The sequence below is a fragment of the Aminiphilus circumscriptus DSM 16581 genome, assembly GCF_000526375.1.
GTDB classification, from domain to species: domain Bacteria; phylum Synergistota; class Synergistia; order Synergistales; family Aminiphilaceae; genus Aminiphilus; species Aminiphilus circumscriptus.
In genome coordinates this window covers 427,358-449,800 of the sequence record NZ_JAFY01000007.1, presented here as the reverse complement: position 1 = coordinate 449,800, position 22,443 = coordinate 427,358, and the positions used below count along the sequence as shown (strand labels likewise).

The following is a 22,443-nucleotide window of genomic DNA, read 5'->3' as shown; positions in this document are numbered from 1 at the left end:
CCCCTTGTTCTCCTTCTATCCTTCCAACACCACCATGGCCACCGCGTAGTCTCCGTCGTGGCTGACGCTCACCCAGCACCTGTCGGCGCCGATGCGGGCGAGCAGATCCTGCGCAGGAGGGGTGAGCAGGAGCACGGGGCCGGTGTCGGTCCGCCGGAGACGCACGTTGCGGAGCCCCGTCGCGGCAAGGCCCCATCCTCCGGCCTTGGCGAAGGACTCCTTCGCCGCGAAGGCCGCGGCGAGGTGTTTCGCGGGGTCGCTGCGCTCCATGGCATAGCGGATCTCCTCCTCCGAGAAGACCTTCTCAAGAAACCGCGGATTCTCCATGGAGCGACGCAGGCGCGACACGCCGCACAGGTCCACTCCGATTCCTCTGATCATCGCATTGCTACCCCTTCCGCCCCTCTTCCGCCGGACGGCCGACTGCCTCCGTCCCGCCGTCTTCTTCTGTTCCGAAGAGAAACCGGAGGAGGCTGAATCGCAGCCGAAAGACACGCAAAGCAAACCATATCGAACACGACTTCGGACCCAGGCCCGGAACCAGCCACCCAGTACCGCCCGAACGCACCGGACATTCCGGACGCGCCGGGCGCACCAAGGAAAAACGGAAAAACCGGTGGACCGGCTCCGCTGCGCGGCTTCATCGCCCACTGTCGAGAGCGCCTCCGTCGGAGGATGGCCTCGTGCTTTTCCTCACACATTATAGTCCGTTCCGGGGACGTGACGAAGGGAAAAACGCGAAAAAGCGAAAAACGGCAGAGGAAACGACACACAGCATGTACCACGCGGCGCGGAAGAACCGCGAAAGAGCATAGGCACTCCCGCCGTAACGTGCGGCACCCCGCCGGGAGAGTACGTTGCCGGACATGCCCAGCCGGAGAAAAAACAAAGACTCCTTCCCCGCGCCGAAAGGCGAAAGAAGGAGTCACTTCTTGCATATGGTGGGTGGTATAGGACTCGAACCTATGACCTCTTCCGCGTCAAGGAAGCGTTCTTCCTCTGAACTAACCACCCGCAAGCGCAAAGGAATTGTACCCGCCCTACCGGAGGTTGTCAACCATCCGGAGCCATTCGGACATTCCGGTTGCTGCGGCCACAGTGACGCTTCGGGACTCGTGCGCCTCCGCACGAGTCAGGGTACCATGCGGTCCGACCCAAGGGCCGGTGAGCTCGCGGACTTATGGACCGTCTGGCGTTTCACGCGGGTTTTGCCGCGGGGAGGGGCATACCGTATTTCTCCGCGAATTCACCGGTCCAGTTCTTGTGTCTGCCGTCACGCCCGGAGCCTGTCACGACCGCCTGAAAGACTTCCTGTACGCTGATGGCAATGACGCGGGAACGGATCTCCGGAGGAAGCATCGCAACGAGAAAGGGAAAGAGGCCCCGGTCCCCGTCGGGGCCTCTGCAGCAGAAGGTGGGATTTCGCTCGTCGTGCAGAAGGACGAACACGCCGTTCCGGTGCAGGGCAAAGAGCACTTCGCGGAAAAACTGGTAATAGACGGACAGGGGACAAACCGGGCTCGCCGACCACGCCGGGGTGAGGATGCCGTGACTCTGAAGCAGCGGCCAATAGGTGCGGCCGATGTGATGCAGGTAACAGAGCGAGAAACGCTCCGCAGGGTTTCTGCCGTCGCAGTCCCCTCGCTTGAAAACCGAGCATCCGCCAAACTCCCGCTCGACAAACTTGGCTTCGACGAACAGGTCGGGAGACGACCCGTCGGAAACGACCAGGTCGACGGATGTAGGTTGGCCGTACGCTTCGTTGAACACGGTTCGGTCCTCGATCTCAAAGTGCGCCGAAACGGCATCGCCACCCCATGCCGCGCCTTTTGCCGCAAGCACGCTTCGGATCGGTTCGAAGTCGTTTTCGAGGACCAACGGACCGACGAGGTTGAAGAGCATGGCCTGGCTGCTTAAACCGTGATGCAGGTAGTGATGGAGAGGAAAACCGCTCCCTTGTTCCGCCCGGCGCTCCCTCTCCCGGCGGATGTATGCGGCGACGTTTCCGAGAATGATGTTGGACGGCCACTGTTCCCAGTCGGCCAGAATGAAGGGGTATTTTTTCCGCACCGGATATCCCCTGGCCCGGAAAAAGGCGGCGGCGCGACCGCGAAGCTCCGACTCGAAATCCTCGTGCCGGGGATACGGCCAGGAAGTGGCTCTGTTGCGACCACTAGTCTGCATTGCTCCACGCTCCTTCAGGGGATTCCCGCGCAGGAGTTCGATGGAGGGCGAAGGGGCGCGATGCGGCCACACGCCAGACTCTGCCGAAGACATTCCCGCACGGATATAGTACCACGGGCATGGAGACGAGAGAGCGAGCCACCGCTCCCCCACTTTCAGAGCTTTGACCCGGGATTTCAGCAGAGATTTCGCGGAGGGCGAAGGACGACGGCCTCGTCGGACAGGTCCCGGTCCCGAGAGGGCGAAGGGCAGGAAACGCGGAACGGTTTGTTCCGCGCTCTCTGCCCCGCGCTGATCACACGGTCCTAGCGAGGGGTGTCGTCAACCGTCCGGACCCATTCGAACATACCGATTGCCGCGGCCACGGCGGCGTTGAGGGAACCCGTGCGTCCCCGCATGGGGATGAAGCGCAGGAAGTCACAGGTCTCCGCCACGAGGCGGGAGAGGCCGGTCTCTTCTTCGCCCACCACGAGGGCCAGGCGGGAGGGGCAGGCGTCACCTTTCCAGAGGGAGTCGGGGCCTTCCGCGTGGAGGCCGAGCACCCACAGTCCCTGTTCTTTAAGGAATTCCAGGGCGGCGACGAGGTTGGTCACGCCCACGAGGGGGATGCGCAGGGCGGCGCCGGAGCTGACTTTCGCGACGGTGCCAGTGGGAAGGGCACCCCGCCGCCGGGGCAGGATCACCGCCAGGGCTCCCGCCACTTCGGCGGAGCGGATGATGGAGCCCAGGTTGTGTGGGTCCTTCAGGTGGTCGAGGACGACCACGAGGGCGGGGGCGTTCTTCTCCCGGAGGAGCGGCAGGAGGGTTTCGATGTCCCGCAGTTCCGCCGGGGCGGCCTGGGCGACGAGTCCCTGGTGGTTGGCTCCTGGGCAAAGCCGCTCCAGGGCATCCGCCTCCAGGAAGAGGAAGGGAATGCTTGCGGCTTTGCAGAATTCGGTGACCCGGGCGGCGAGACGGGGGTCGCTCCCCTTGCGGAGGTAGACTTTGAGGACTTTTTCGGGGGTCTCCTCCAGGAGGGAGAGCACGGCGTGCCGCCCCCAGTAGAAGGAGTCGTCGGTCTGTCCCTGCGGGGGCTGCGCGTCCGCGGGCCGTGGAGGCTGAGGCTTCCGGGGCCGGAACTGCCGGTCGCTGGAGTGGTCGGCACGATTCTCGGAACGCCCGCCGCTGCTGGAACCGGGATGCCCGGAGGTTCGGCGCTCGTTGCCGATATCGCGGTTGCTCCCCTCGCGGTTGTCAGGGCGGCCGGAGGTTCCGGGGCGGTCACGGTCACCGGGGCGGTCACGGTTTTCGGGACGTTCAGAGCGGTCGCCGCCCTCGCGGTTGCCGGGGCGCCCGGTTCCGAAGCGTCCGGGGGACCGGCGGTCGTTTCCACTGCTCTTGCGATTTCCGCCGCTTCCGCGGCGCTTATCCGACCCGTTCATGAGCCACCGTCCTCTGGCGCAGTTCGCCGAAGTAGCTCCGGAGATATCCGGAGGTGTATCCCTTTCCCGACGCGGCGAGTTCCTCGGGGGTTCCCGCGGCGACGATGCGGCCGCCGCCTTCGCCGCCTTCGGGGCCGAGGTCGATGAGATGGTCCGCGGAGACGAGCACGTCCAGGTTGTGCTCGATGAGCAGCACGGTGTTACCCTGGTCCACGAGGCGGTGGAGGAGGTGGAGGAGTTTCTCCACGTCCCGGAAGTGGAGCCCCGTGGTGGGCTCGTCGAGCAGGTAGAGGGTCTCGCCGCTGAAGCGCTTTGCCAGTTCGGTGGCGAGCTTCACCCGCTGGGCCTCGCCTCCGGAGAGGGTGGGAGCCTGCTGCCCGAGCCGGATGTAGCCGAGCCCGGCCTCCCGGAGAACGCCGAGTTTTCCCGCGATGCGAGGGAGATCCTGAAAGAGGTCGAGGGCCTCCTCCACGGTCATGTCGAGCACGTCCGCGATGGATCTGCCCCGGTAGCGCACTTCCAGGGTCTCCCGGTTGTAGCGTTTTCCCCGGCAGACGTCGCAGGGGACGTACACGTCCGGAAGGAAGAGCATGGAGACTTTGGTCACGCCGTCGCCCTTGCAGGCCTCGCAGCGGCCCCCCCGGTGTCCCGGGACGTTGAAGCTGAAGCGCCCCGGTCCGTAACCCCGGAGCTTGGCCTCGGGAAGCGCAGAGAAGAGTTCCCGGATGGCGGTGAACACCCCCGTGTAGGTGGCGGGGTTGGAGCGGGGGGTTCTGCCGATGGGGCTCTGGTCCACGAGGACGACGTTGCGCAGTTCCTCGTAGCCCTCGATGGTGCGGTGTCTGCCCGGGCGCTCCCGGAAGGAGGCGTCGAGGCGTTGCCGGAGTCCGCGGTAGAGCACGTCGTGCATGAAGGTGCTCTTGCCGGAGCCGGAGACGCCGGTGAGACACGTGAGGACGCCCAGGGGAATGGAGACATCCAGGTCCTTTAGGTTGTGCTCTTCCGCGCCGAACACCTGGAGGACCCCCCGGGCTGTGCGCCGGCCCCCCGCGGGGAGAACGGCACCGCAGATTTCTCCTTTGAGGTAGGGGCCGGTGAGGCAGCGGGGTTCCCGGGCGATCTCCTCAGGCGTCCCTGCGGCGACGATGTGGCCGCCGTGCTCGCCCGCGCCGGGCCCCATCTCGACGAGGTACTCCGCGGCGAGCATGGTCTCCCGGTCGTGCTCCACGATGAGCACGGTGTTGCCCAAGTCGCGGATTTCCTCCAGGGTCTTGAGCAGGCGCCCCGTGTCCCGGGGGTGCAGGCCGATGGTGGGCTCGTCGAGCACATAGAGCACGCCCGAGAGTTTGGAGCCGATTTGGGTGGCGAGGCGGATCCGCTGGCTCTCGCCGCCGCTCAGGGTGTCGGAGCGCCGGGAGAGGGAGAGGTACTCGGCTCCCACGTCCACGAGGAAGCCGACGCGTTTCTTGAGTTCCTCCAGCACTTGGTGGGCCACGGCGCTGGCGTTTTCGGGAAGGTTGAGTTCTGAGACGGCCCGATAGAGGTCGGACACGGGCATGCGCACCATGTCGCCGATGCCGTAGGGACCGACCTTGATGGCGAGAGCCTCGGGGCGAAGGCGCAGGCCACCGCAGGCGTCGCAGATTTTCTCGGAGCGGAACCGGGCGAGTTCTTCCTTCACGGCGTCGGACTCGGTCTCCTCCCAGCGGCGCTCGAGCCAGGGGAGGAGCCCTTCGTAGCGCCCCATGTACTGCTGCTCCACGCCGCGCTCGTTGTAGGTCATGGGGACTTTGTCGGGGTGTCCCTGGAGGATGTGGGTGCGAATCTCCTCGGGAAGTTTCTCGAATGGGCCGGCAAGATCCCACCCCAGGGCCTCGGCGAGGTGTCCCAGGCGCCGGAGCATGTAGTGCTGCGGTCCGTTCCAGGGCAGCAGGGCACCCTCGGCGATGCTGCGGTTGGGGACCACCGCCAGCTCGGGGGGGAAGAACTCGTGGCTTCCGAGGCCCATGCAGGCGGGGCAGGCGCCGTAGGGGTTGTTGAAGGAGAAGAGCCGGGGGTCGATCTCGGGGAAGGCCGTGTCGCAGTGGGGGCACACATAATTCTCCGTGAGGAGCCGCTCTTCTCCCCCCTCGATGACGAGGAGGACGAAGCCGGCGCTCTCCGCGAGGGCGGTCTCCACCGCCTCGGCGAGGCGGTCGCGCTTGTCCGCCCGGGCGGTGAGCCTGTCCACCACGATCTCCACGACGTGCTTCTTGTTCTTCTCCAGGGAGATCTCCTCTTCGAGCCAGTAGACGACGCCGTCCACCCGGGCCCGGAGGAATCCCTTCTGGCGAATCTGCTGGAAGAGGTTACGGTGTTCCCCCTTTTTGCTCCGCACCACCGGGGAGAGGATCTCGATCTTTTTCTCCGGGTAGTCCCGGAGGATGAGGTCCACGATCTGGTCCAGGGAATACCGGGCGAGGGGCTCGCCGCAGTCGGGACAAGTGGGCACGCCGACTCTGCCGAAGAGGAGGCGCAGGTGGTCGTAGATTTCCGTGACGGTGCCCACGGTGGACCGGGGGTTGTGGGAGCGCCCCTTCTGCTCGATGGAGATGGCCGGGGAGAGCCCGGCGATGTCCTCCACATCGGGCTTGCTCTGCATGCCGAGAAACTGCCGCGCATAGGCCGAGAGAGATTCGATGTAGCGCCGCTGCCCCTCGGCGTAGATGGTGTCGAACGCCAGGGAGGACTTGCCGGAGCCGGACGGCCCGGTGATGACCACGAGGCGGTTCTTGGGAATGGAGACGGAGATGTTCTTCAGGTTATGTTCTTTTGCGCCCCTTACGACGATGTGGGTTTGCGACACGAGTTGTTACACCTCCACGCAGGTCCAGAAGGCGGTCGCGAAGCTTTGCCGCCTTTTCGAAATCGAGTTTTTCCACCGCTTCCCACATGAGCTTTTCGAGCATGGCCTCCGTCGCCTCGGGAGAGGCGGCTCCGGCAGCGTCGGCGGAGCCGTCGAGGACCGCTTCCTCCGTCAGGCCCGGGGGCAAAAGACTTGCCACGTCCTTGCGGATGCTCCGGGGAGTGATGCCGTGTTCCTGATTATAGGCTTCCTGGATGGCCCGACGCCGGTCGGTCTCTTCCACGGCCCGACGGATGCTCTCGGTGATCTCGTCGGCATAGAGGATGACCGTGCCGCCGATGTTGCGGGCGGCCCTGCCGATGATCTGCACCAGGGATCTGGTGGAACGCAGGAAGCCCTCGCGATCGGCGTCGAGAATGGCCACGAGGGAGACCTCCGGAAGGTCGATGCCCTCCCGGAGGAGGTTGATGCCCACGAGGACGTCGATGGTGCCCTCGCGGATCTCCCGCAGCAGGTCCGCTCGCTCGAAGGCGTCCAGCTCGGAGTGGATGTATTTTCCCTTTATGCCCAGCTCCACCAGGTATTCCGCGAAGTCCTCGGCGGAGCGTTTGGTGAGGGTGGTCACAAGGGCGCGCTCTCCCCGTGCGACGACGTCCCGCAGGCGGTCCAGCAGGTCATCCACCTGGGTCTTCGCGGGAAGCACCAGCACTTTGGGGTCCACCACACCCGTGGGGCGGACAATCTGCTCCACCACCCGATCGGAGTGCTCCAGCTCCCAGTCGCCGGGAGTGGCGGAGACGAAGATAACCTGGTGCATGAATCCGGAGAACTCCTCCCAGGTGAGGGGGCGGTTGTCCAGGGCGGTGGGAAGGCGGAATCCGTGCTCCACAAGGGTTTCCTTCCGCGCCCGATCGCCGTTGTACATGCCACGGATCTGGGGGATGGTCATGTGCGATTCGTCGATGACCATGATGAAGTCCCGGGGAAAGAAGTCGAGAAGGGTTCCCGGTTGTTCGCCGGTCCGTCTGCCGTCGAGATAGACCGAGTAGTTCTCGATGCCCGAGCAGTAGCCCACTTCGGAGAGCATCTCCAGGTCGTAGCGGGTCCGCTGGGCGAGGCGGTGGGCCTCCACGATCCGTCCGGCCCCGTTGAGTTCCGCCACGCGCCGGTCCAGATCGGCCCGGATGGCTCCAAGGGCGCCCTCGATTGCCTCGCGGCTGGTGACGTAGTGCTGGGCGGGGAAAATGGAGGCCCGGAGCTTGGAGACCACCTGCCCTCCCGAGACGGGGTCGATTTCGTCGATGCGCTCGATCTCTTCATCGAAGAAGCAGATGCGCAGCGCCGTGTCGCTGTAGGCGGGGTACAGCTCCACCACGTCGCCCCGGACGCGGAAGTTGCCTCGCTCCAGGGTGAAGTCGTTCCGCTCGTAGTAGTTCTCCAGGAGGCGCTCCAAAAAGTGCCGCCGGTCCATGTGGTCCCCCACGGCGAAGGAGAACACCGCGTCCTCGTAGTTCTTGCGCTGTCCCAGGCCGTAGATGCAGGAGACGCTGGCCACGACGATGACGTCCCGCCGCTCCAGCAGGGCCTTGGTGGTGGCAAGGCGGAGTTTTTCGATGCGCTCGTTGATGGAGGCGTCCTTTTCGATGTAGAGGTCCTGGGCGGGGACATAGGCCTCGGGCTGGTAGTAGTCGTAGTAGCTGACGAAGTAGTGCACGGCGTTGTCGGGAAAGAAGAGTTTGAATTCGCTGTAGAGCTGGGCCGCAAGGGTCTTGTTGTGGGCCAGCACGAGCACGGGGCGGTTCAGCTGCGCCGCAACATTGGCGATAGTGAAGGTTTTGCCGCTTCCGGTGACGCCCAGCAGGGTCTGGAAGCGGGCTCCGCCTTCGAGCCCGTCCAGAAGCTCCCCGATGGCCTTGGGCTGGTCCCCCGAGGGAGGCCAGGGTGCCCGAAGCGAGAACGTGTCCTGCATGATCGAGTCCTTTCGGGATCAAAATCCTTTCGGAATGGTGGGTTCCGGGAGAACGCGCCTGCGGAAGCGGTGCCCCCAGGAACGGCATATCTCTCGCAAACGGCGGGGTTCGGGAAAACGCGTTTTCGGGAGGAATCGCGCCGGAGCCGAAAGTGTCTCCGGTTCCGGCGCGGGCTCGGGAATTCCTCCGGCGGCGGCGCGCCGCAGGTGCGGTGGCACGTCCGATGCCTGTCACGTTCCGCCGTCTGCCGGGTTCTGCTGTCACACTGCGATGCCGCGCTGCGACGTCCTCTTTCGCTGCCGTGCTGCCGCGGGTGTTTCACGGCGCGGCGGCGTTCCGATGCGGCATTCCGGGGAGCGCATTGCGATGCCGCAGTTCCTTTCAGGGCGCGGCGCGGCGGATCAGGCGGTCTCCAATGGTGGCCCGTCCAGGGAGGGGACGCCCCCGGCAGCGTCGGGACGCCGGTCGGCCTTGGCCTTGGCGGGGTCGGCGGGGGTCTCGCCGGGCTGCTCCTGGGCGGCCTTCACCGGGGGCACGTAGGTGCCGTCGATGATGGCGTCAAGGTCCTCCGCCTCGATGATCTCCTGTTCCAGCAGGGTGTCGGCGATGCGCACGAGGAGGTCCTTCTTCTCCAGGAGAAGGGTCCGCACCTCGTCGTAGCAGCCGTCGATGATGGAGCGCACTTCCTGGTCGATGGCGAAGGCGATCTCCTCACTGTAGTTGCGGTCGTCCACGATGTCCCGGCCGAGGAAGACTTCGTGCTGTTTTCTGCCCAGGGTGACCGGGCCGAGTTTCTCGCTCATGCCCAGCTCGGTGATCATCTGTCGGGCCGTCTGGGTGGCGCGCTCCAGGTCGTTCTGCGCTCCCGAGGTGACGTCGCCGAACTGGATCTCCTCAGCGACGCGGCCTCCCAGAAGCCCTTTGATGCGGTTGAAGAGTTCCTTCTTGGAGATGAGGAACCGGTCCTCCTCGGGGATCTGGAGCGTGTATCCCAGGGCGCGGTGTCCCCGGGGGATGATGGAGATCTTGTGCACCCGGTCGGAGCCGGGCACGAACTTGGCCACCAGGGCATGCCCCGCCTCGTGGTAGGCGATGATCTCCTTTTCTTTCCTGCTGATGAGCCTGCTCTTGCGCTCGGGGCCGGCAATGACGCGGTCGATGGCCTCTTCGAGCTCGTCCATTCCGACGGCGGGCTTGTTACGCCGCGCCGCGAGGAGCGCCGCCTCGTTGACCAGGTTGGCCAGGTCGGCCCCCACGAAGCCGGGGGTGCGCCGGGCGATGATGTCCAGGTTAACACCCTCCGCGAGTTTCTTTTCCTTGGCGTGCACTTTCAGAATGGCTTCGCGCCCCTTGAGGTCGGGCCGGTCCACCACGATGTGCCGGTCGAAACGCCCCGGACGCAGTAGGGCCGGGTCGAGAATATCCGGCCGGTTCGTGGCGGCGACGAGGATGATGCCGCTTCCGGCCTCGAAGCCGTCCATCTCCACAAGGAGCTGGTTGAGGGTCTGTTCCCGTTCGTCGTGGCCTCCACCGAGCCCGGCGCCGCGCTGGCGCCCCACTGCGTCGATCTCGTCGATGAAGACGATGCAGGGCTGGTATTTCCGGGCCTGGTCGAAGAGGTCCCGCACGCGGGCGGCACCCACGCCGACGAACATCTCCACGAAGTCGGAGCCGCTGATGCTGAAGAAGGGGACGTCCGCCTCACCGGCGGCGGCCCGGGCGAGCAGGGTCTTGCCCGTGCCGGGGGGTCCCAGAAGCAGCACGCCCCGGGGGACCTTGGCGCCGAACCGGGCGAACTTGCCCGGGTCCTTGAGGTATTCGATGACCTCCTGCAGTTCTTCCTTGGCCTCGTCGCATCCGGCCACGTCGGCGAAGGTGACCTTGGGACGGTTGTCCAGGAAGAGTTTGGCCTTGCTTTTGGCGAAGTTCATGACTTTGCTGCCGCCGCCCTGCATGTGGTAGATGATGAAGATCCAGGCACCGATGAGCAGCAGCGTCGGGAAGAGGGTGGACATGAGGCTGGCCCACCAGGGTGTCTTCTGGGGGGGGAGCACTTCCACCTCCACACCCTTCTCCACGAGTTTCGGAGCCAGGTCGCCCACGCCCACGGCGTAGCTCGTGAAGGGCAGCCCGTCCGTCATGGTTCCCCGGAGTCCTTCCTCGGAGATGGTCACTTTCTGGATCTGCCCGTTCTCCACGTGGTGCAGAAAAGCGCTGTAGCTCAGTTGACGGGCTTCGAGCGGTCCCTTCGTCGGTGTGAGGAACACATTTACGATGCTCACGACCAGGACGATGAGGACCAGGTACAATCCCAGGTTCTTCACCAGTCGTTTCAAACCGAAACCACTCCCTTTCAGTCTTTTGTCTTCGGTCCGCCGTCTTCGGGCGGGGGCGCCGTCAACCGGATTTCTCTCGGGCGAGGCCGCCGGTCGGGCTTTTTTTCCGGGCGCGGGAGCGCCGTCAGTCTGTCATCTCGACCTTGTGGATGTCGGGAAGGTGCCTCCACCGCCCTCCGCAGTCGAGTCCGTAGCCGACGACGAACTCGTCGGGTATGGAGAACCCGCAAAAGCGGACCGCCACGGGGGCCTGCCGCCGCTCGGGCTTGTCGAGCAGCGCGCACGCCGCAAGCGATTCCGGCTCGCGCTCCTCAAGGATCTTGAGAAGGTAGGACAGGGTGAGCCCCGTATCGACGATGTCCTCGACCACGAGGACGTGTTTTCCCCTGATGTCCGCGTCGAGGTCCTTGAGAATCTTCACCGCTCCCGTGGTCTTCGTGGACGCGCCGTAGGACGACACGGCCATGAAGTCGAGGGATGCCTCCACCTGGGGACGCAGGGTCCGCACGAGATCCGACAGAAAGACCACGGCGCCCTTGAGGATGCCCACGACGACGAGATTCCGTCCCTCGTAGGCGGCGGACACCTCATCCCCCAATTCCCGAACGCGCTGCGCGATCTGCTCCCGAGAGAGCAGGATCTCCCCCACAGAATACGCCATTCGCACCGACGCTCCCCTCTTCTCTCGCACACGTTCTCTCCCGTGCGCCGCATGTTCCGCGCGTCTTCACGCCGCCGTCTTTCGCTCGGCCGCTCACATGTCCCCCGCATCGGAAAACGGTGCCCCGGTGGGGGCTTCCGGAAACGGAATGCGGCGCAAATGAACGGCATGCCTGCACGGCACTTCGACGGGTTATTCCGATGTTCGTTCCAGGACGACGGAGAACCTTGTTATTCTAGCATGATTCCGAAAAGAGGCGAAACAAAAGAGCTGCGCCCTTGCGGCGGAGCCATCCGCCTCCGTGGAGGGGGTGTCCGTTGCGGGGTCCGCCGAAGACGCTGACGCTTCCGGGGAAAGCGCAGGGACCGTGGCGGAAGCCGGTGTGGTCGTCGAAGCCAGGACGCAAGTCGAGGTCGCCGCCGTTGTCTCCTGCGGGGAAGACCACAGGGGAATCAGGGGCGGCAGGCCGGGAAAAAGGACGGCGGGGGTTCCGGGGCGGCACCACCAGGGCACGCGGGCTTTCTCCTCCGGGGCGAGGTCGAGGTGCTCCACGGAACGCAGAACGACGGAGACGGCGAGAGACGATCCGGCGCACGGATCGGGACACGGCGCGGAGAAGCATGCGGAGGCAGGGCACTTCTCCGAGGCGGGGCAGCCGTGGAAATGTCCTGGGGGCGCTGCTTTTCCTGGTGTCCGAAGGAGTTCCGGAAACCTGGCACTCCGGCTTTCCAAGGCTGCGGCACATTCGGGGGACGCCAGGCACTCGGAGATCTCTCCGATTTTCGGGGCCGCCAAAGTCCTCGGGTTTGCCGAAGGTGCCAAGATCTCCGAAGGTGCCGGAATTGTCGGCGTCTTCGTGGTTGTCGGGGCTACCGAAGGCGCCGAAGTTCCCAAGGCATCAAGGGTTTCCAAGGGTTCCGGAGTCTTCAGGGTCTCCGGGCTTGCCGGAGTTTGCGAAGTCTCCGGGGTTTCCAGGATCTCCAGGCTCCACCGGACACGCCATGTCCCCCAGAGGAACGCCCCCCGGGTGACCGCACGGTTCGGACGGAAGCACAGCTCCAGTTCCAGCCGCGCCTCCGGAGGCGGAACGAGCATGGACCGGTTTCCCCAGCACAGAAAGCCCCCGCCGCAGAGGAGTTCCTCCTCGCCGCTCCACTGGAAGCGCCAGGTGCCCGAGGTGCAAAGCAGCCGTTCCAGCTCTTCCAGGCGGCGCCGCGAGAGCAGGGGCAGCCCGAGGCGTTCGCCCTCGTCGCGCAGGGCGTGGCGAAGGTCGTAGCTCCCCAGCCGGCGGGCCGCGGCGACGCGCCAGACACACTTTCCGTAGGGAAGATCCACCCTCAGGGTGGGCAGCAGCGCTTCGGTGCGCCGCCGCCGGAGCGACTCCGCCTCGGCGGCGTCCTCTCCGAGGGCCGCGAGATGGGCCAAGGCGTTCTCGTTGACGGTCTTGGCCAGGTAGGGAAGCACCTCCCGGCGGAGACGGTTGCGCAGGTAGGTGGTCTCTCGGTTGGTGGCGTCCTCGCACCAGGTGATTCCGGAGTCGCGGAGCATGCGGCGCAGCGCTTCCCCGCCCAGGCGGAGCAGGGGCCGGACGAATCCGTCGCGCACTTCGGCAATGCCCGCGAGCCCACGGAGGCCCGTCCCCCGGAGGATGTGGTGCAGCACGGACTCCGCCTGATCGTCCAGGGTGTGCGCCGTGGCCACCCAGCGAGCGCCCCGGCGGCGGCGCACGTCGTCGAGGAAGGCGTAGCGGATCCGCCGCGCCGCGGCCTCGACGCTCTCGCCCTTTTCTCTGCGGCCGAGCACGTTTCCCCGCTCCATCTCGAAGGGAAGGGCGAGACGCCGCGCCCACTCCTCCACGAAGCGGGCGTCCGCCAGGGATGCTTCGCCGCGGATGCCGTGCTCCAGATGGGCCACCACAAGCCGCTGCCGGTGCCAAAGCGAGGCGAAGAGCAGGAGCAGGGCCATGGAATCGCCACCCCCGGAGACGGCCACGACGAGGGGGTCCGTGCACTGCCACCACCCCTGGCGCTTTCCCGCCTCGCGGAAGGCCCGGGCCACGTCGGGGGGAACGCGCAGGCGCGGCGCGGTGGTGGAAGTAGATGCGGGAAAAGCGCCGGATGCCGGGCCGGGATTGACGGTGAAGTCGGCGCCAGAGTCGGGATCAGGCCGCGCCATGGCAGTTCGCCTCCTTTCGGGTCATCGGTTTCTTTCTGGAAGTAGCACCCGAGGTGACGCGACCACCTCGACAGACACTACCTAAAACACTACCTAAAAGCGATAGGTCACGCGGAAAAAGCGGCCAGCAAGGCGAGAAAAGCGACTGGGGTCGGTCGTCAATTGGGATCGGTCATCATGGGGTCGGTCGTCAATAGCGGACACCAAAACATGTAAGCAGCCTACTGCTCTTTGAAAAATTGTTTCTCATAGGCAGCGACAGGGGAGAGATAACCAAGTCTCTTCTGCCGTCGCGGACGATACGAAAAAAGCGGTTCACCTCGTCGGTGAACCGCCTTGAATTCCTGGTGGCGGTGACTGGAATTGAACCAGTGACACTGCGGGTATGAACCGCATGCTCTAGCCAACTGAGCTACACCGCCGTTGGTTGCGGGGGCAGGATTTGAACCTGCGACCTTCGGGTTATGAGCCCGACGAGCTTCCTGACTGCTCCACCCCGCGATACCCTCTTGGTGCCGGGCGCGGGACTCGAACCCGCATGGATTCGCTCCCTGGGATTTTAAGTCCCATGCGTCTACCTTTCCGCCAGCCCGGCCAGCGAGGAACATTATATGCACGGTACCCCATCCCGTCAAGTCTGAATGTGGAATCGAAAGTAAAACCTTAAGGAAACCCTGAACAAGCTTCTCTAAAAATGTTCACAGCGGGAGGAAAAGAGGAAATGCCCCGCAAAGACCACGTTTCCCGCACCTTTGGCAGCGAAACGTGAGGAATTATCTCCGTCTTCCAACCCTTTTTAACCCCGGTAGCGATTTTTAGAGACACTACCCCCCTGTGGACAGGAGAAAACCTCTCGCCATGTAGAGATTGCACAGAGCGAAGAGCACGTACACGACACCGGTATTTTTGGCGAGACCTTTATAGCGCACTTTGGTGAATCCGAAGACGCATTTGACGACGTGGAAGACATGTTCAACCCGCGAACGGACTTTTGAAAGAAGACGGTTTTGCTCTTTCTCTTCTTCGGTGAGCTTTTTGTGCTTCGTGGCTCTTTTTTGGGTATAATCCACGGCGCGCGGGGCTTTCGTCCGGATCTCTTCGGTTTTGCCCATGTAGGCCGAATCTCCCCGGACTTCTTTTTCTTCTCCGTGCAGGAGTTCACCGATTCGGGTGGAGTCGTGCACGTTCGCCGGAGTGGTGACGAGACTGTGGACCTGTTTGCTTTCCTTGTCCACACCGACATGGACTTTCATACCGAAGTAGTACTGGTTGCCCTTCTTCGTGGAATGCATCTCCGGGTCGCGTTTCTTCTCCCGGTTTTTCGTCGATGAAGGAGCATGGATGATCGTGGCATCCACGATGGTTCCCTCGGAGAGTTTTAAGCCCCGGGAGGCGAGATGAAGATTCACCGCCTCGAAGAGTTTCTCTGCGAGCTTGTGGGTTTCCAGAAGATGGCGGAACTTGCAAATCGTGGTCTCGTCCGGAACGGGTTCGTTGCCGAGATCGATACGGGCGAAGCGCCGCATGGACTCCACGTCATAGAGGGCTTCTTCTACACCCCTATCGCTGAGGTTGAACCAGTTCTGGAGAAAGTGGATCCGGAGCATTCTCTCCAGCCCTATGGGAGGACGTCCTCTTCCCTCTTTCGGATAGAAGGGTTCGAGACGAGCGCAAAGCTCTTTCCAAGGAACTATCTGTTCCATTTCGGCGAGAAAGAGTTCCCGTTTGGTGGGTTTTCGGTATTTCTCGAACGAAATGGCGCTCGCGAAAGTTTTCTGTCGCTTCATCGTACCTCAGCCCCCTGGAAAGAAGGTCGCACCGGAGGAACATGGTGGCTTTGGGATTCATTTTACGGTCTCAAGGAAAAAACGGCGACATCCGCGCGGAGTTTTTCAGAGATTCCTTAAAACGGCGCCGGAAAGCGCGCCGAAAGCGGGGCCGAAAAAAGGGAGTGTCCCTGGTATCTGGATGTTTCGAAGCGTTTGCGGAAGGGTTGCGGCGCAGACAATAGTACAAACGGAGTCCCGAAAAAGCGACACTGGCAAGCGGAGCCGGAATCCGGAGGGAAACGCTTCTCGAAAAATCTCCGGGTGCACCTCCGGTGACGGGATGCGCCGAGGGCGGCGGCATTCCCTCCGAAGGCCGGTGCAGGTTCGGAGAAGATTCATAGGAAGGGGACGCTTCACAGGTACGGGACAGGTTTGGAAAAAGTCCGAAGCACATTCCGGATGCGAAAAAAAGCCCCGAAGCGGAACGCGGGTTCGTGGGGACAGGTGCAAAAAAGCCCGGAGCGTGCCCCCGGGGAAAGGGGGTGCGCCGCCTTACCCCTTGACGACGCCAAGGGGACGAAGCGAGGCGATCTTCCGGGCGATGCCCGCACGGTGCACCACCTCCACCACTTTGTCCACATCCTTGTACGCCCGGGGGGCCTCTTCGACGAGGGTTCTCTCGGAATGGGCCACCACACGGATGCCCCGTTCCTCCAGGCTCCGCCGCACTTCGGCGCCCGAGGTGACGTGTTTGGCGCCGGTGCGGCTCATCACCCGCCCCGCGCCGTGGCAGGTAGAGGCGAAACTCTCCCGGGCGGCGCGCTCCGTGCCGACGAGCACGTGGCTGCGGGTTCCCATGCTTCCGGGGATGAGCACGGGCTGTCCGGTGCGGGCGAAGTCCGGGGGCAGGGAGGAATGCCCCGGCGGAAGCGCCCGGGTGGCGCCCTTGCGGTGGACGCAGAGTTCGCGGGCGTGCCCGTCCACCCGGTGGGTCTCGATGCCCGCGATGTTGTGGCACACGTCGTAGAGGAGGGAAAGAGGCGTTTGGGGCCAGAAGCGGTTAAAAGTTTCCCGTGCGAGGGCGGCGATGAGCTGCCGGTTCGCCAGGGCAAAGTTGCCCGCGCAGCGCATGGCCCCCAGGTAGGTCCGGGCCTCATCGGAAGCGAGGGGCGCGCAGCAGAGCTGTCTGTCCGGAACGGCGATGCCGTATTTTCTCATGGCCCGGGCCATGAGCTTGATGGCGTCATCGCAGACCTGGTGCCCCAGTCCTCGGCTACCACAGTGAATCATGACGGTGACGCCGCCGGGGCGGAGGGCGAAGCGGCGCGCGGTCTCCTCGTCGAAGATCTCGTCCACCGCCTGGATCTCGATGAAGTGGTTGCCCGATCCCAGGGTGCCGAGCTGGGAGGCTCCCCGCTCCCGCGCCCTGGGCGAGACGCCGCCAGGATCGGCCCCGGCGAAGCATCCGCGCTCTTCCGTGTGCTCCAGGTCGGCCCGGTCGCCGTATCCCCTGTTCACCACCCAGCGAGCACCCTGCAGCAGCACCGCCTCCAGCTCGCGGGGCTTCAGAGAGAAGGCGCCGCCGGCGCCCACGCCGCTGGGGATGGCGACGAAGAGGGCGTGCAGCAACGGTTCCAGCTGTGGCAAAAGCTCCGTCTCGCTCAGAGGGGACACGAGGAGCCGCACGCCGCAGGCGATGTCGTACCCCACTCCTCCCGGGGAGAGGACGCCCTCTTCGGTGTCGAAGGCGGCCACGCCACCGATGGGAAAGCCGTATCCCCAGTGGATGTCCGGCATGGCGACGCTCTGCCCCACGATGCCCGGCAGGGTCGCCACGTTCGCCACCTGGGCAAGGGCGTTTTCTTCAAGGATGGTCTCCAGAATGTACTCGTCCGCGAAGAGCAGCCCGGGGACGCGCATGCCCTCCCGGGCGCTCCGGGGTAGGGTCCAGCGCAGGCCGTCGTCGCTCTGCAGCAGGGATCGCATGGGTTTTCCCTCCTCACGTCACAAGGTGATGCAGCATCGCGCCGATGCGCGGACGTCGCTCCTTCGAGCAAGATCGGATTAATGCACAAGTATTGACGGTGCAAGAGTGCGCTCATTGAAACATTTACAGAGAATACACAAATATCGACGATGCACAGGCGCGCCGATGCGCGAATGCCGTTCCCGAAATGCGGAGTCGGAGCACCGGGGCAGCATCGCCCAAAGAGCGGAAATCGTATACGGGCGGACGCGGAGTCGCCGCGGTTTCACCGAAAAGTGCCGCTGCGCTTCCGGAAGGGTTCATGCCATCGCCAGAGGCGACAAAAACACGTCAGGCCACCGGGCCGGAATGCGGGCGTCACACGTCGAAGAAGAGCCGCAGCAGTGCGGGCGGCCCCGGCATGACCAGTGCTCCGCCGTAGGTGACGGCCTTGATGCCGAGGGAGGGGGCGGGGGCGGGACGGCACTCCCCTCCACGACGAGCGAGAACGCGGTGCCAGGGGCGTCTTCGCTCTCGCACCCGGGAAAGCCGGTTGCTCCGCCAGCTCCGGCTGAACGTTCCGGGAGAACGACTCCGGCGCTGGCCCCAGGAGCGCAAACCAGGTCAGGGACGGGGGCGGAGGCTCCGTCGGTGTAGGAAATGAAAGGGGCGTCGGCAGCGCGGACGGTCAGGCGGACCGAGCGGAGGCACAGGCGCTCGCCGCGCACTTCGAGCAGAAAAAGCAGTTCGTTGAGCCACGAGACGAAAAGCTCCACCGCGTCCAGGGCCTCCACCTCGATGCGGCGCTGGGTTCCGGTTCCGGGCGCGGCGCGGGAAGCAGGCACAGCGCAGGATCCGGAGTCGGGTGCGGACACGGCGCGGGAATCAGACGCAACGCAGAAGTTGGCATCGGAGTCGGACACGGCACGGGAGGCGGCGCTAAAAAGGCACGCAACAGCAGGCTCGGGGGCAAACTCGGACGAAGAAACGTCGCGGGGTGTACATGCGGCACCAGGTAAGCCGACCTCGGGGACGGTTTTCCGGGCAGCCCCGGAGAGCGTTTCGGCAGCGCCGGAATCGGAAGCACCGCAGGGCTCGGGCGGGAAAGAAGCGTCGCTCCGCCGGGCTTCTGCCCCGAAGAGAAGGGCATAGAAAGCCCTGGCGGACTCGGCCACAAGGTCCTCCAGGGTCTCCGCCCACACTTCCAGACCGACATCCGCGGTGTGTTCCAGCTCACGCCAGGGCAAGGATTCACCTCCTTCTCATCGGGGGGTAGGTGGCGCCTCTCCGGCGCACGGCGGGCAGTCACGACAGGCCGCGAGAGCACTGCGGGCAAAAGACCGGCGACAGTCGCAAAGCCTGGCCGCGAGAAGGCGTGCGGCGGGGCGGACGATTGTCCGCAGGGCAGTCCGGCGACGGATCACACGGCAAAATTTTGCGGCAGGTCAAACGATGGGGCGCAACTCTTCGATCTCCTGCTTCACCACGGTCTGACACCCGCGGTAGCACTCCCGGAAGGCCCGGAGGAAGTGCCCCACGCCGGTGACGATCTCCTCCCGGCTGGAGGCGGAGAAGTTGAGCCGGGCGCAGCCGTGCCCCCGCTCCTCCACGGAGAAAAGCTCCCCCGGCGAGTAGGCGACGCCCTTTTCGATGGATTTGGCGAGGAGCGCTGCGGAGTTCACCTCTCGGGGAAAGCGCACCCACACGAAATAGCCGCCGTTCGGGGTGTTCCACTCCAGGCCGCCGTGCCGCCCGCCCTGCTGCAGGGCCTGCACCATGGCGTCGCGGCGGCCTGCGTATTCCTGCCGGATGGTCTGGAGGTGCGGCCGGTAGAAGCCTCCCCGGAGAAAGCCGTCAACAATCCACTGGGAGAGGCTGCAGGTAGAGAGGTCGGAGATTTTCTTCACCTGGGCCAGCCGCCGCACAATGGGACGAGGCGCGGTGATCCACCCGACGCGCAGCCCCGGAGAGAGGGATTTGGAGAAGGTGCTGATGTAGATCACGTAGTCGTTCTCGTCCAACGCCTTGAGGGTGGGAATGGGCGTTCCCTCGTACCGCAGATCGTAGAAGGGATCGTCCTCCACGATGGGCACCTGGTACCGCCCCGCCAGGTCCAGCAGGCGCCGCCGCCGGTCCACGGACATGACATACCCCGTTGGGTTCTGGAAGGTTGGGATGGTGTAGATGAACTTGGGCGCCCGCCGCTTGAGAATGCCTTCGAGCACGTCCAGGCGCATTCCCTCCTCGTCGAGGGGCACTCCCGCAATCCTGGCGCCGAGAAAGCGGAGCTGGCGCTTGCAGTTCACGTAGGTGGGGTCCTCCACCACCACCAGGTCACCGGGCTCGACGAAGGCCCGGGAGACTACATCGAGGGCCTGCTGGGAGCCCGAGAAAATGAGCACTTCGTCGGGAGTGGCGGCGATACCCCGCCCCTCCTGAAAGCTGCAGATGGCCTCCCGAAGGGATTTCAGCCCCTCGATGCAGGTGAGCCGGAGGATGTCCTGCCCGCGATCCCGGAAGAGGCGGTCCTGAATCTCCCGGATGGTCTCAAGCGGATAGAGCTGCGCATCCGCCTCGCCGCAGGAGAGGGAGACGAACCCCTCGCGATACTGCGCATCCGAGACCTGTCGCAGAAACGATTCATGCGTCTCCTCCCCGGTGTAGCGGAGGTAGCGCTCCCAATGGAGGGGGGGCTTCGTCGCCGGATGGAGCGGACAGATGGACCCATCCATTCTCTTGACCACCGTGCCCCGCCCCACGTGGGAGTCGATGAGCCCCTCCGCCTTCAGTTCCCGGTAGGCGTTGAGCACCGTGGTCCGGTTGACCCCGAGTTCCTCCGAGAGGCGGCGCTCCGGGGGCAGACGGTATCCTTCCGGTAACACGCCGGAAAAGATCATCTCCCGTATCTGGTTGCGGATCTGAAGGTAGATCGGAATGGATTTTCCCCGTTTGACATCGAGCTCCAAAACAATCCTCTCCTTTTGCCCTTCGGCCTCCCGAGCTCGCACGCCCTCACCTCGCCGCGTTGCTCCGCGCTCGTCCCGCCTGTGCGTTCCGGCCGCTTCCTCTTCGCCCTCTGTGCTCCCTGCTCCGCTCTCTGCGCTCGTTCCGCTTCCTCCCCGGCCCAATGCGTTTCAAGCTCCGGCCGCCGCACTCTCCGGCCGCTGCGCGCTTTTCTCTTGCTTCTTCCAGCGGCTTCCAGCGGCCCGATGCATTCCGCCCTTTCGTCGGCATTCCGGTTTCGGTCTTTCGGCGCTTCGGCCCTTTGCTTTCCAGCCTCTTGCGTTTCGGTCTTCTGCGCTTCAACCTCTTGCGTTCTCGGCCTTCTGCCTTTTTGTTCGGTCTTTTTGTCCTTCGGGCACTTCGGGCCGCTCTGGCACATTGGAACCGGCCAATTTTAACTATACCCGAGGAACGCCGAAAAAACAACAACCGGTCCGGTCCAATCGGGCACGACCGGAAAGAGCAGGAGATGCGGAAAGGTGGAGAGGTGAAAAGGCGAGGAGGCGGACCGGAAATCAACCGGAGGCAAGAGTATTCTGCCGGTGAGCCGCAATAAGCCGGAACAGGATCGGAGCGAGATGAGAGGGGGGACGAGGTGAGGAGAAGAGAGGAAAGAGGAGAGAAAAGGTGACGAAAGGGAGGGAAAAGGGAACGATGGCGGAGACGGCGACAGGCACGGCGGCGGCAAGTGCAACGGAAGACAAAACACCGAAGAAAGCGAAGCAGAAGAGAAGAGCGGTTCGGAAGACAAGTGCGAAGAAGAAAGCAGCGGACACGGGTGGCGGAAGATGGCGGTGGCCCGAAAGATGACGGCGAAGAAAAGAGCGGCGGCGGAAAACGAAAAAAGCCGCCCTTGCGACGGCCTGCGTTCTTTACGGACAGAAACGAACGTGGCGGAAATAAATGGTGGACCGTGCAGGAATCGAACCTGCAACCCCCTGATTAAGAGTCAGGTGCTCTGCCAGTTGAGCTAACGGTCCACATTCGACGAAAACTGGCGCGCCCGGCAGGAGTCGAACCCGCGACCGACGGATCCGAAGTCCGCCGCTCTGTCCACTGAGCTACGGGCGCAAAAAGAAATGGGGTGAACGAGGGGACTTGAACCCCCAGCCTCTGGAGCCACAGTCCAGCGCTCTAACCAATTGAGCTACGCTCACCACGCCAAAACCGACACGGAACAGACAACCGAAAAAACGCTGTACCCCTGAAAGACGGAAACGCTGCAACGTATCTTCAAAAAACATGCCGAGCACGAATACCTGCATAAGTGGCGCGCCTGAGAGGACTTGAACCTCTGACCTACGGATTAGAAGTCCGTTGCTCTATCCAGTTGAGCTACAGGCGCCCGAAAGAACATTTCGCGGCAGAGGTGATTCTACAGCAGCCTTCCGGATACGTCAAGCGCAAGGTTCCGCACCGTGACATCATCGCACTGCCGCAGGGAATGGGTGAAACACTCTTCTCTCTCGCAGGAATGAAGTCCAATAGAGCTACCGGAGGATGCTTTGGGGTCGGTCGTCAATAGCGGAAAGTTTTCCGGCCTTGTACGCTCTCACCCAGTTTTCCAGGGTCGACTTGGGCAGGGAGAGTTGACGCGATGCTTCATATGCTGTCAAGCCGCCTTCAATGATCATGTTGACGGCTTCATGCCGAAATTTTTTCGAATAGCGACCGTTCGTTGCGTTCTTTGCCATTCAGACACCTCCGTTTTGGTTGGATAGTAACTTTGGTGTCCGATATTTTCAACGTACCTCACAATTCTCGTTCCATTTCGACTTTTGCCATCCTGAGCACGATTCCAAAGGGCTTTACCCCGTGGATTGCGCTCTTGACCTTCCGGAAGGGCAGATGGCACACATCTTCGCAGTGAACAACGAGGGCAAAGGAAAAGAATCCCTGATCACCATGCTTCACTACAAGAACAAAGGGCTGTCGGTTCCCAATGCTGTCGTCTTCGGAAGCGATAAGGACATTTCCAGAAAAACCTGGACAAGAATCTCCGATGTCGCAGACAAAACATTCTCGTCCATTCCAGCGGCAAGAGAACGATTTCCCAACTATCTTCAGAAGTTGCATGCCTGAATATAGTCCTCCAACAAAAAGAGCCCCTGAA

At 63.8% G+C, this 22,443-nt stretch carries 14 protein-coding genes and 8 tRNA genes; 1 reads left to right on the top strand and 21 read right to left on the bottom strand.

From position 1 onward, the window contains the following. Positions 1–15: 15 nt before the first annotated feature. The 21 genes from acpS to K349_RS0112775 form a co-directional block, all read right to left on the bottom strand. Entirely contained in the window at positions 16–381 is a 366-nt protein-coding gene (acpS, locus tag K349_RS0112895) for a holo-ACP synthase (protein ID WP_029166184.1), read from the bottom strand. Positions 382–939: 558 nt separating this feature from the next. Then, positions 940–1,014: transfer RNA gene (locus tag K349_RS0112885), tRNA-Val, on the bottom strand. A 183-nt stretch (positions 1,015–1,197) separates the two neighbouring features. Beyond that, the gene (locus K349_RS0112880; protein WP_029166182.1) at positions 1,198–2,184 is read right to left on the bottom strand and encodes a PGN_0703 family putative restriction endonuclease; all 987 of its coding nucleotides are present in this window, start codon (positions 2,182–2,184) and stop codon (positions 1,198–1,200) included. A 305-nt stretch (positions 2,185–2,489) separates the two neighbouring features. Continuing rightward, complete coding sequence (gene rlmB, locus K349_RS17250) at positions 2,490–3,605, bottom strand: 23S rRNA (guanosine(2251)-2'-O)-methyltransferase RlmB (protein ID WP_051464371.1); 1,116 nt, start codon at positions 3,603–3,605, stop codon at positions 2,490–2,492. After that, positions 3,589–6,450 (bottom strand): excinuclease ABC subunit UvrA, encoded by a 2,862-nt coding sequence (gene uvrA, locus K349_RS0112865; protein WP_034265733.1) that lies wholly within the window; start codon positions 6,448–6,450, stop codon positions 3,589–3,591. The genes rlmB and uvrA overlap by 17 nt, the downstream gene beginning before the upstream one ends. Then, on the bottom strand, positions 6,407–8,419 hold the full coding sequence (gene uvrB / locus K349_RS0112860; RefSeq protein WP_029166178.1) for an excinuclease ABC subunit UvrB: 2,013 nt from the start codon (positions 8,417–8,419) through the stop codon (positions 6,407–6,409). Before uvrB ends, uvrA begins: the two co-directional genes overlap by 44 nt. Before the next feature lie 402 nt (positions 8,420–8,821). Then, on the bottom strand, positions 8,822–10,756 hold the full coding sequence (gene ftsH, locus K349_RS0112855; protein ID WP_029166177.1) for an ATP-dependent zinc metalloprotease FtsH: 1,935 nt from the start codon (positions 10,754–10,756) through the stop codon (positions 8,822–8,824). Positions 10,757–10,880: 124 nt separating this feature from the next. Beyond that, a complete protein-coding gene (gene hpt, locus K349_RS0112850) occupies positions 10,881–11,417 on the bottom strand; it encodes a hypoxanthine phosphoribosyltransferase (RefSeq protein WP_029166176.1) in 537 nt (178 codons plus the stop codon). A 192-nt stretch (positions 11,418–11,609) separates the two neighbouring features. Further along, complete coding sequence (gene tilS, locus K349_RS18200; RefSeq protein ID WP_029166175.1) at positions 11,610–13,592, bottom strand: tRNA lysidine(34) synthetase TilS; 1,983 nt, start codon at positions 13,590–13,592, stop codon at positions 11,610–11,612. A 345-nt stretch (positions 13,593–13,937) separates the two neighbouring features. After that, positions 13,938–14,014: transfer RNA gene (locus K349_RS0112840), tRNA-Met, on the bottom strand. 2 nt (positions 14,015–14,016) lie between these two features. Next, positions 14,017–14,093: transfer RNA gene (locus K349_RS0112835), tRNA-Met, on the bottom strand. 9 nt (positions 14,094–14,102) lie between these two features. Continuing rightward, positions 14,103–14,187 (bottom strand) — tRNA-Leu (locus K349_RS0112830). Positions 14,188–14,416: 229 nt separating this feature from the next. Continuing rightward, on the bottom strand, positions 14,417–15,379 hold the full coding sequence (locus K349_RS0112825; RefSeq protein ID WP_026368683.1) for an IS5 family transposase: 963 nt from the start codon (positions 15,377–15,379) through the stop codon (positions 14,417–14,419). Positions 15,380–15,913: 534 nt separating this feature from the next. Beyond that, positions 15,914–17,347 (bottom strand): RtcB family protein, encoded by a 1,434-nt coding sequence (locus tag K349_RS0112815; RefSeq protein WP_029166173.1) that lies wholly within the window; start codon positions 17,345–17,347, stop codon positions 15,914–15,916. 300 nt (positions 17,348–17,647) lie between these two features. Beyond that, entirely contained in the window at positions 17,648–18,574 is a 927-nt protein-coding gene (locus K349_RS0112810) for an archease (RefSeq protein ID WP_029166172.1), read from the bottom strand. 198 nt (positions 18,575–18,772) lie between these two features. Next, entirely contained in the window at positions 18,773–20,293 is a 1,521-nt protein-coding gene (gene pdxR / locus K349_RS0112805) for a MocR-like pyridoxine biosynthesis transcription factor PdxR (RefSeq protein WP_029166171.1), read from the bottom strand. Between the two features lie 941 nt (positions 20,294–21,234). Then, positions 21,235–21,310 (bottom strand) — tRNA-Lys (locus tag K349_RS0112795). 15 nt (positions 21,311–21,325) lie between these two features. Next, positions 21,326–21,401 (bottom strand) — tRNA-Arg (locus K349_RS0112790). Between the two features lie 9 nt (positions 21,402–21,410). Then, a tRNA-His gene (locus K349_RS0112785) sits at positions 21,411–21,487 on the bottom strand. Between the two features lie 111 nt (positions 21,488–21,598). Continuing rightward, positions 21,599–21,675, bottom strand: a tRNA-Arg gene (locus K349_RS0112780). Between the two features lie 145 nt (positions 21,676–21,820). Next, entirely contained in the window at positions 21,821–22,024 is a 204-nt protein-coding gene (locus K349_RS0112775; protein ID WP_029166169.1) for a transposase, read from the bottom strand. Between the two features lie 154 nt (positions 22,025–22,178). On the opposite strand from K349_RS0112775, the gene K349_RS0112770 reads away from it, so the two are divergent. Next, positions 22,179–22,412: a hypothetical protein gene (locus K349_RS0112770; protein WP_029166168.1), complete on the top strand. Its 234-nt coding sequence runs from the start codon at positions 22,179–22,181 to the stop codon at positions 22,410–22,412. Positions 22,413–22,443: the final 31 nt, after the last annotated feature.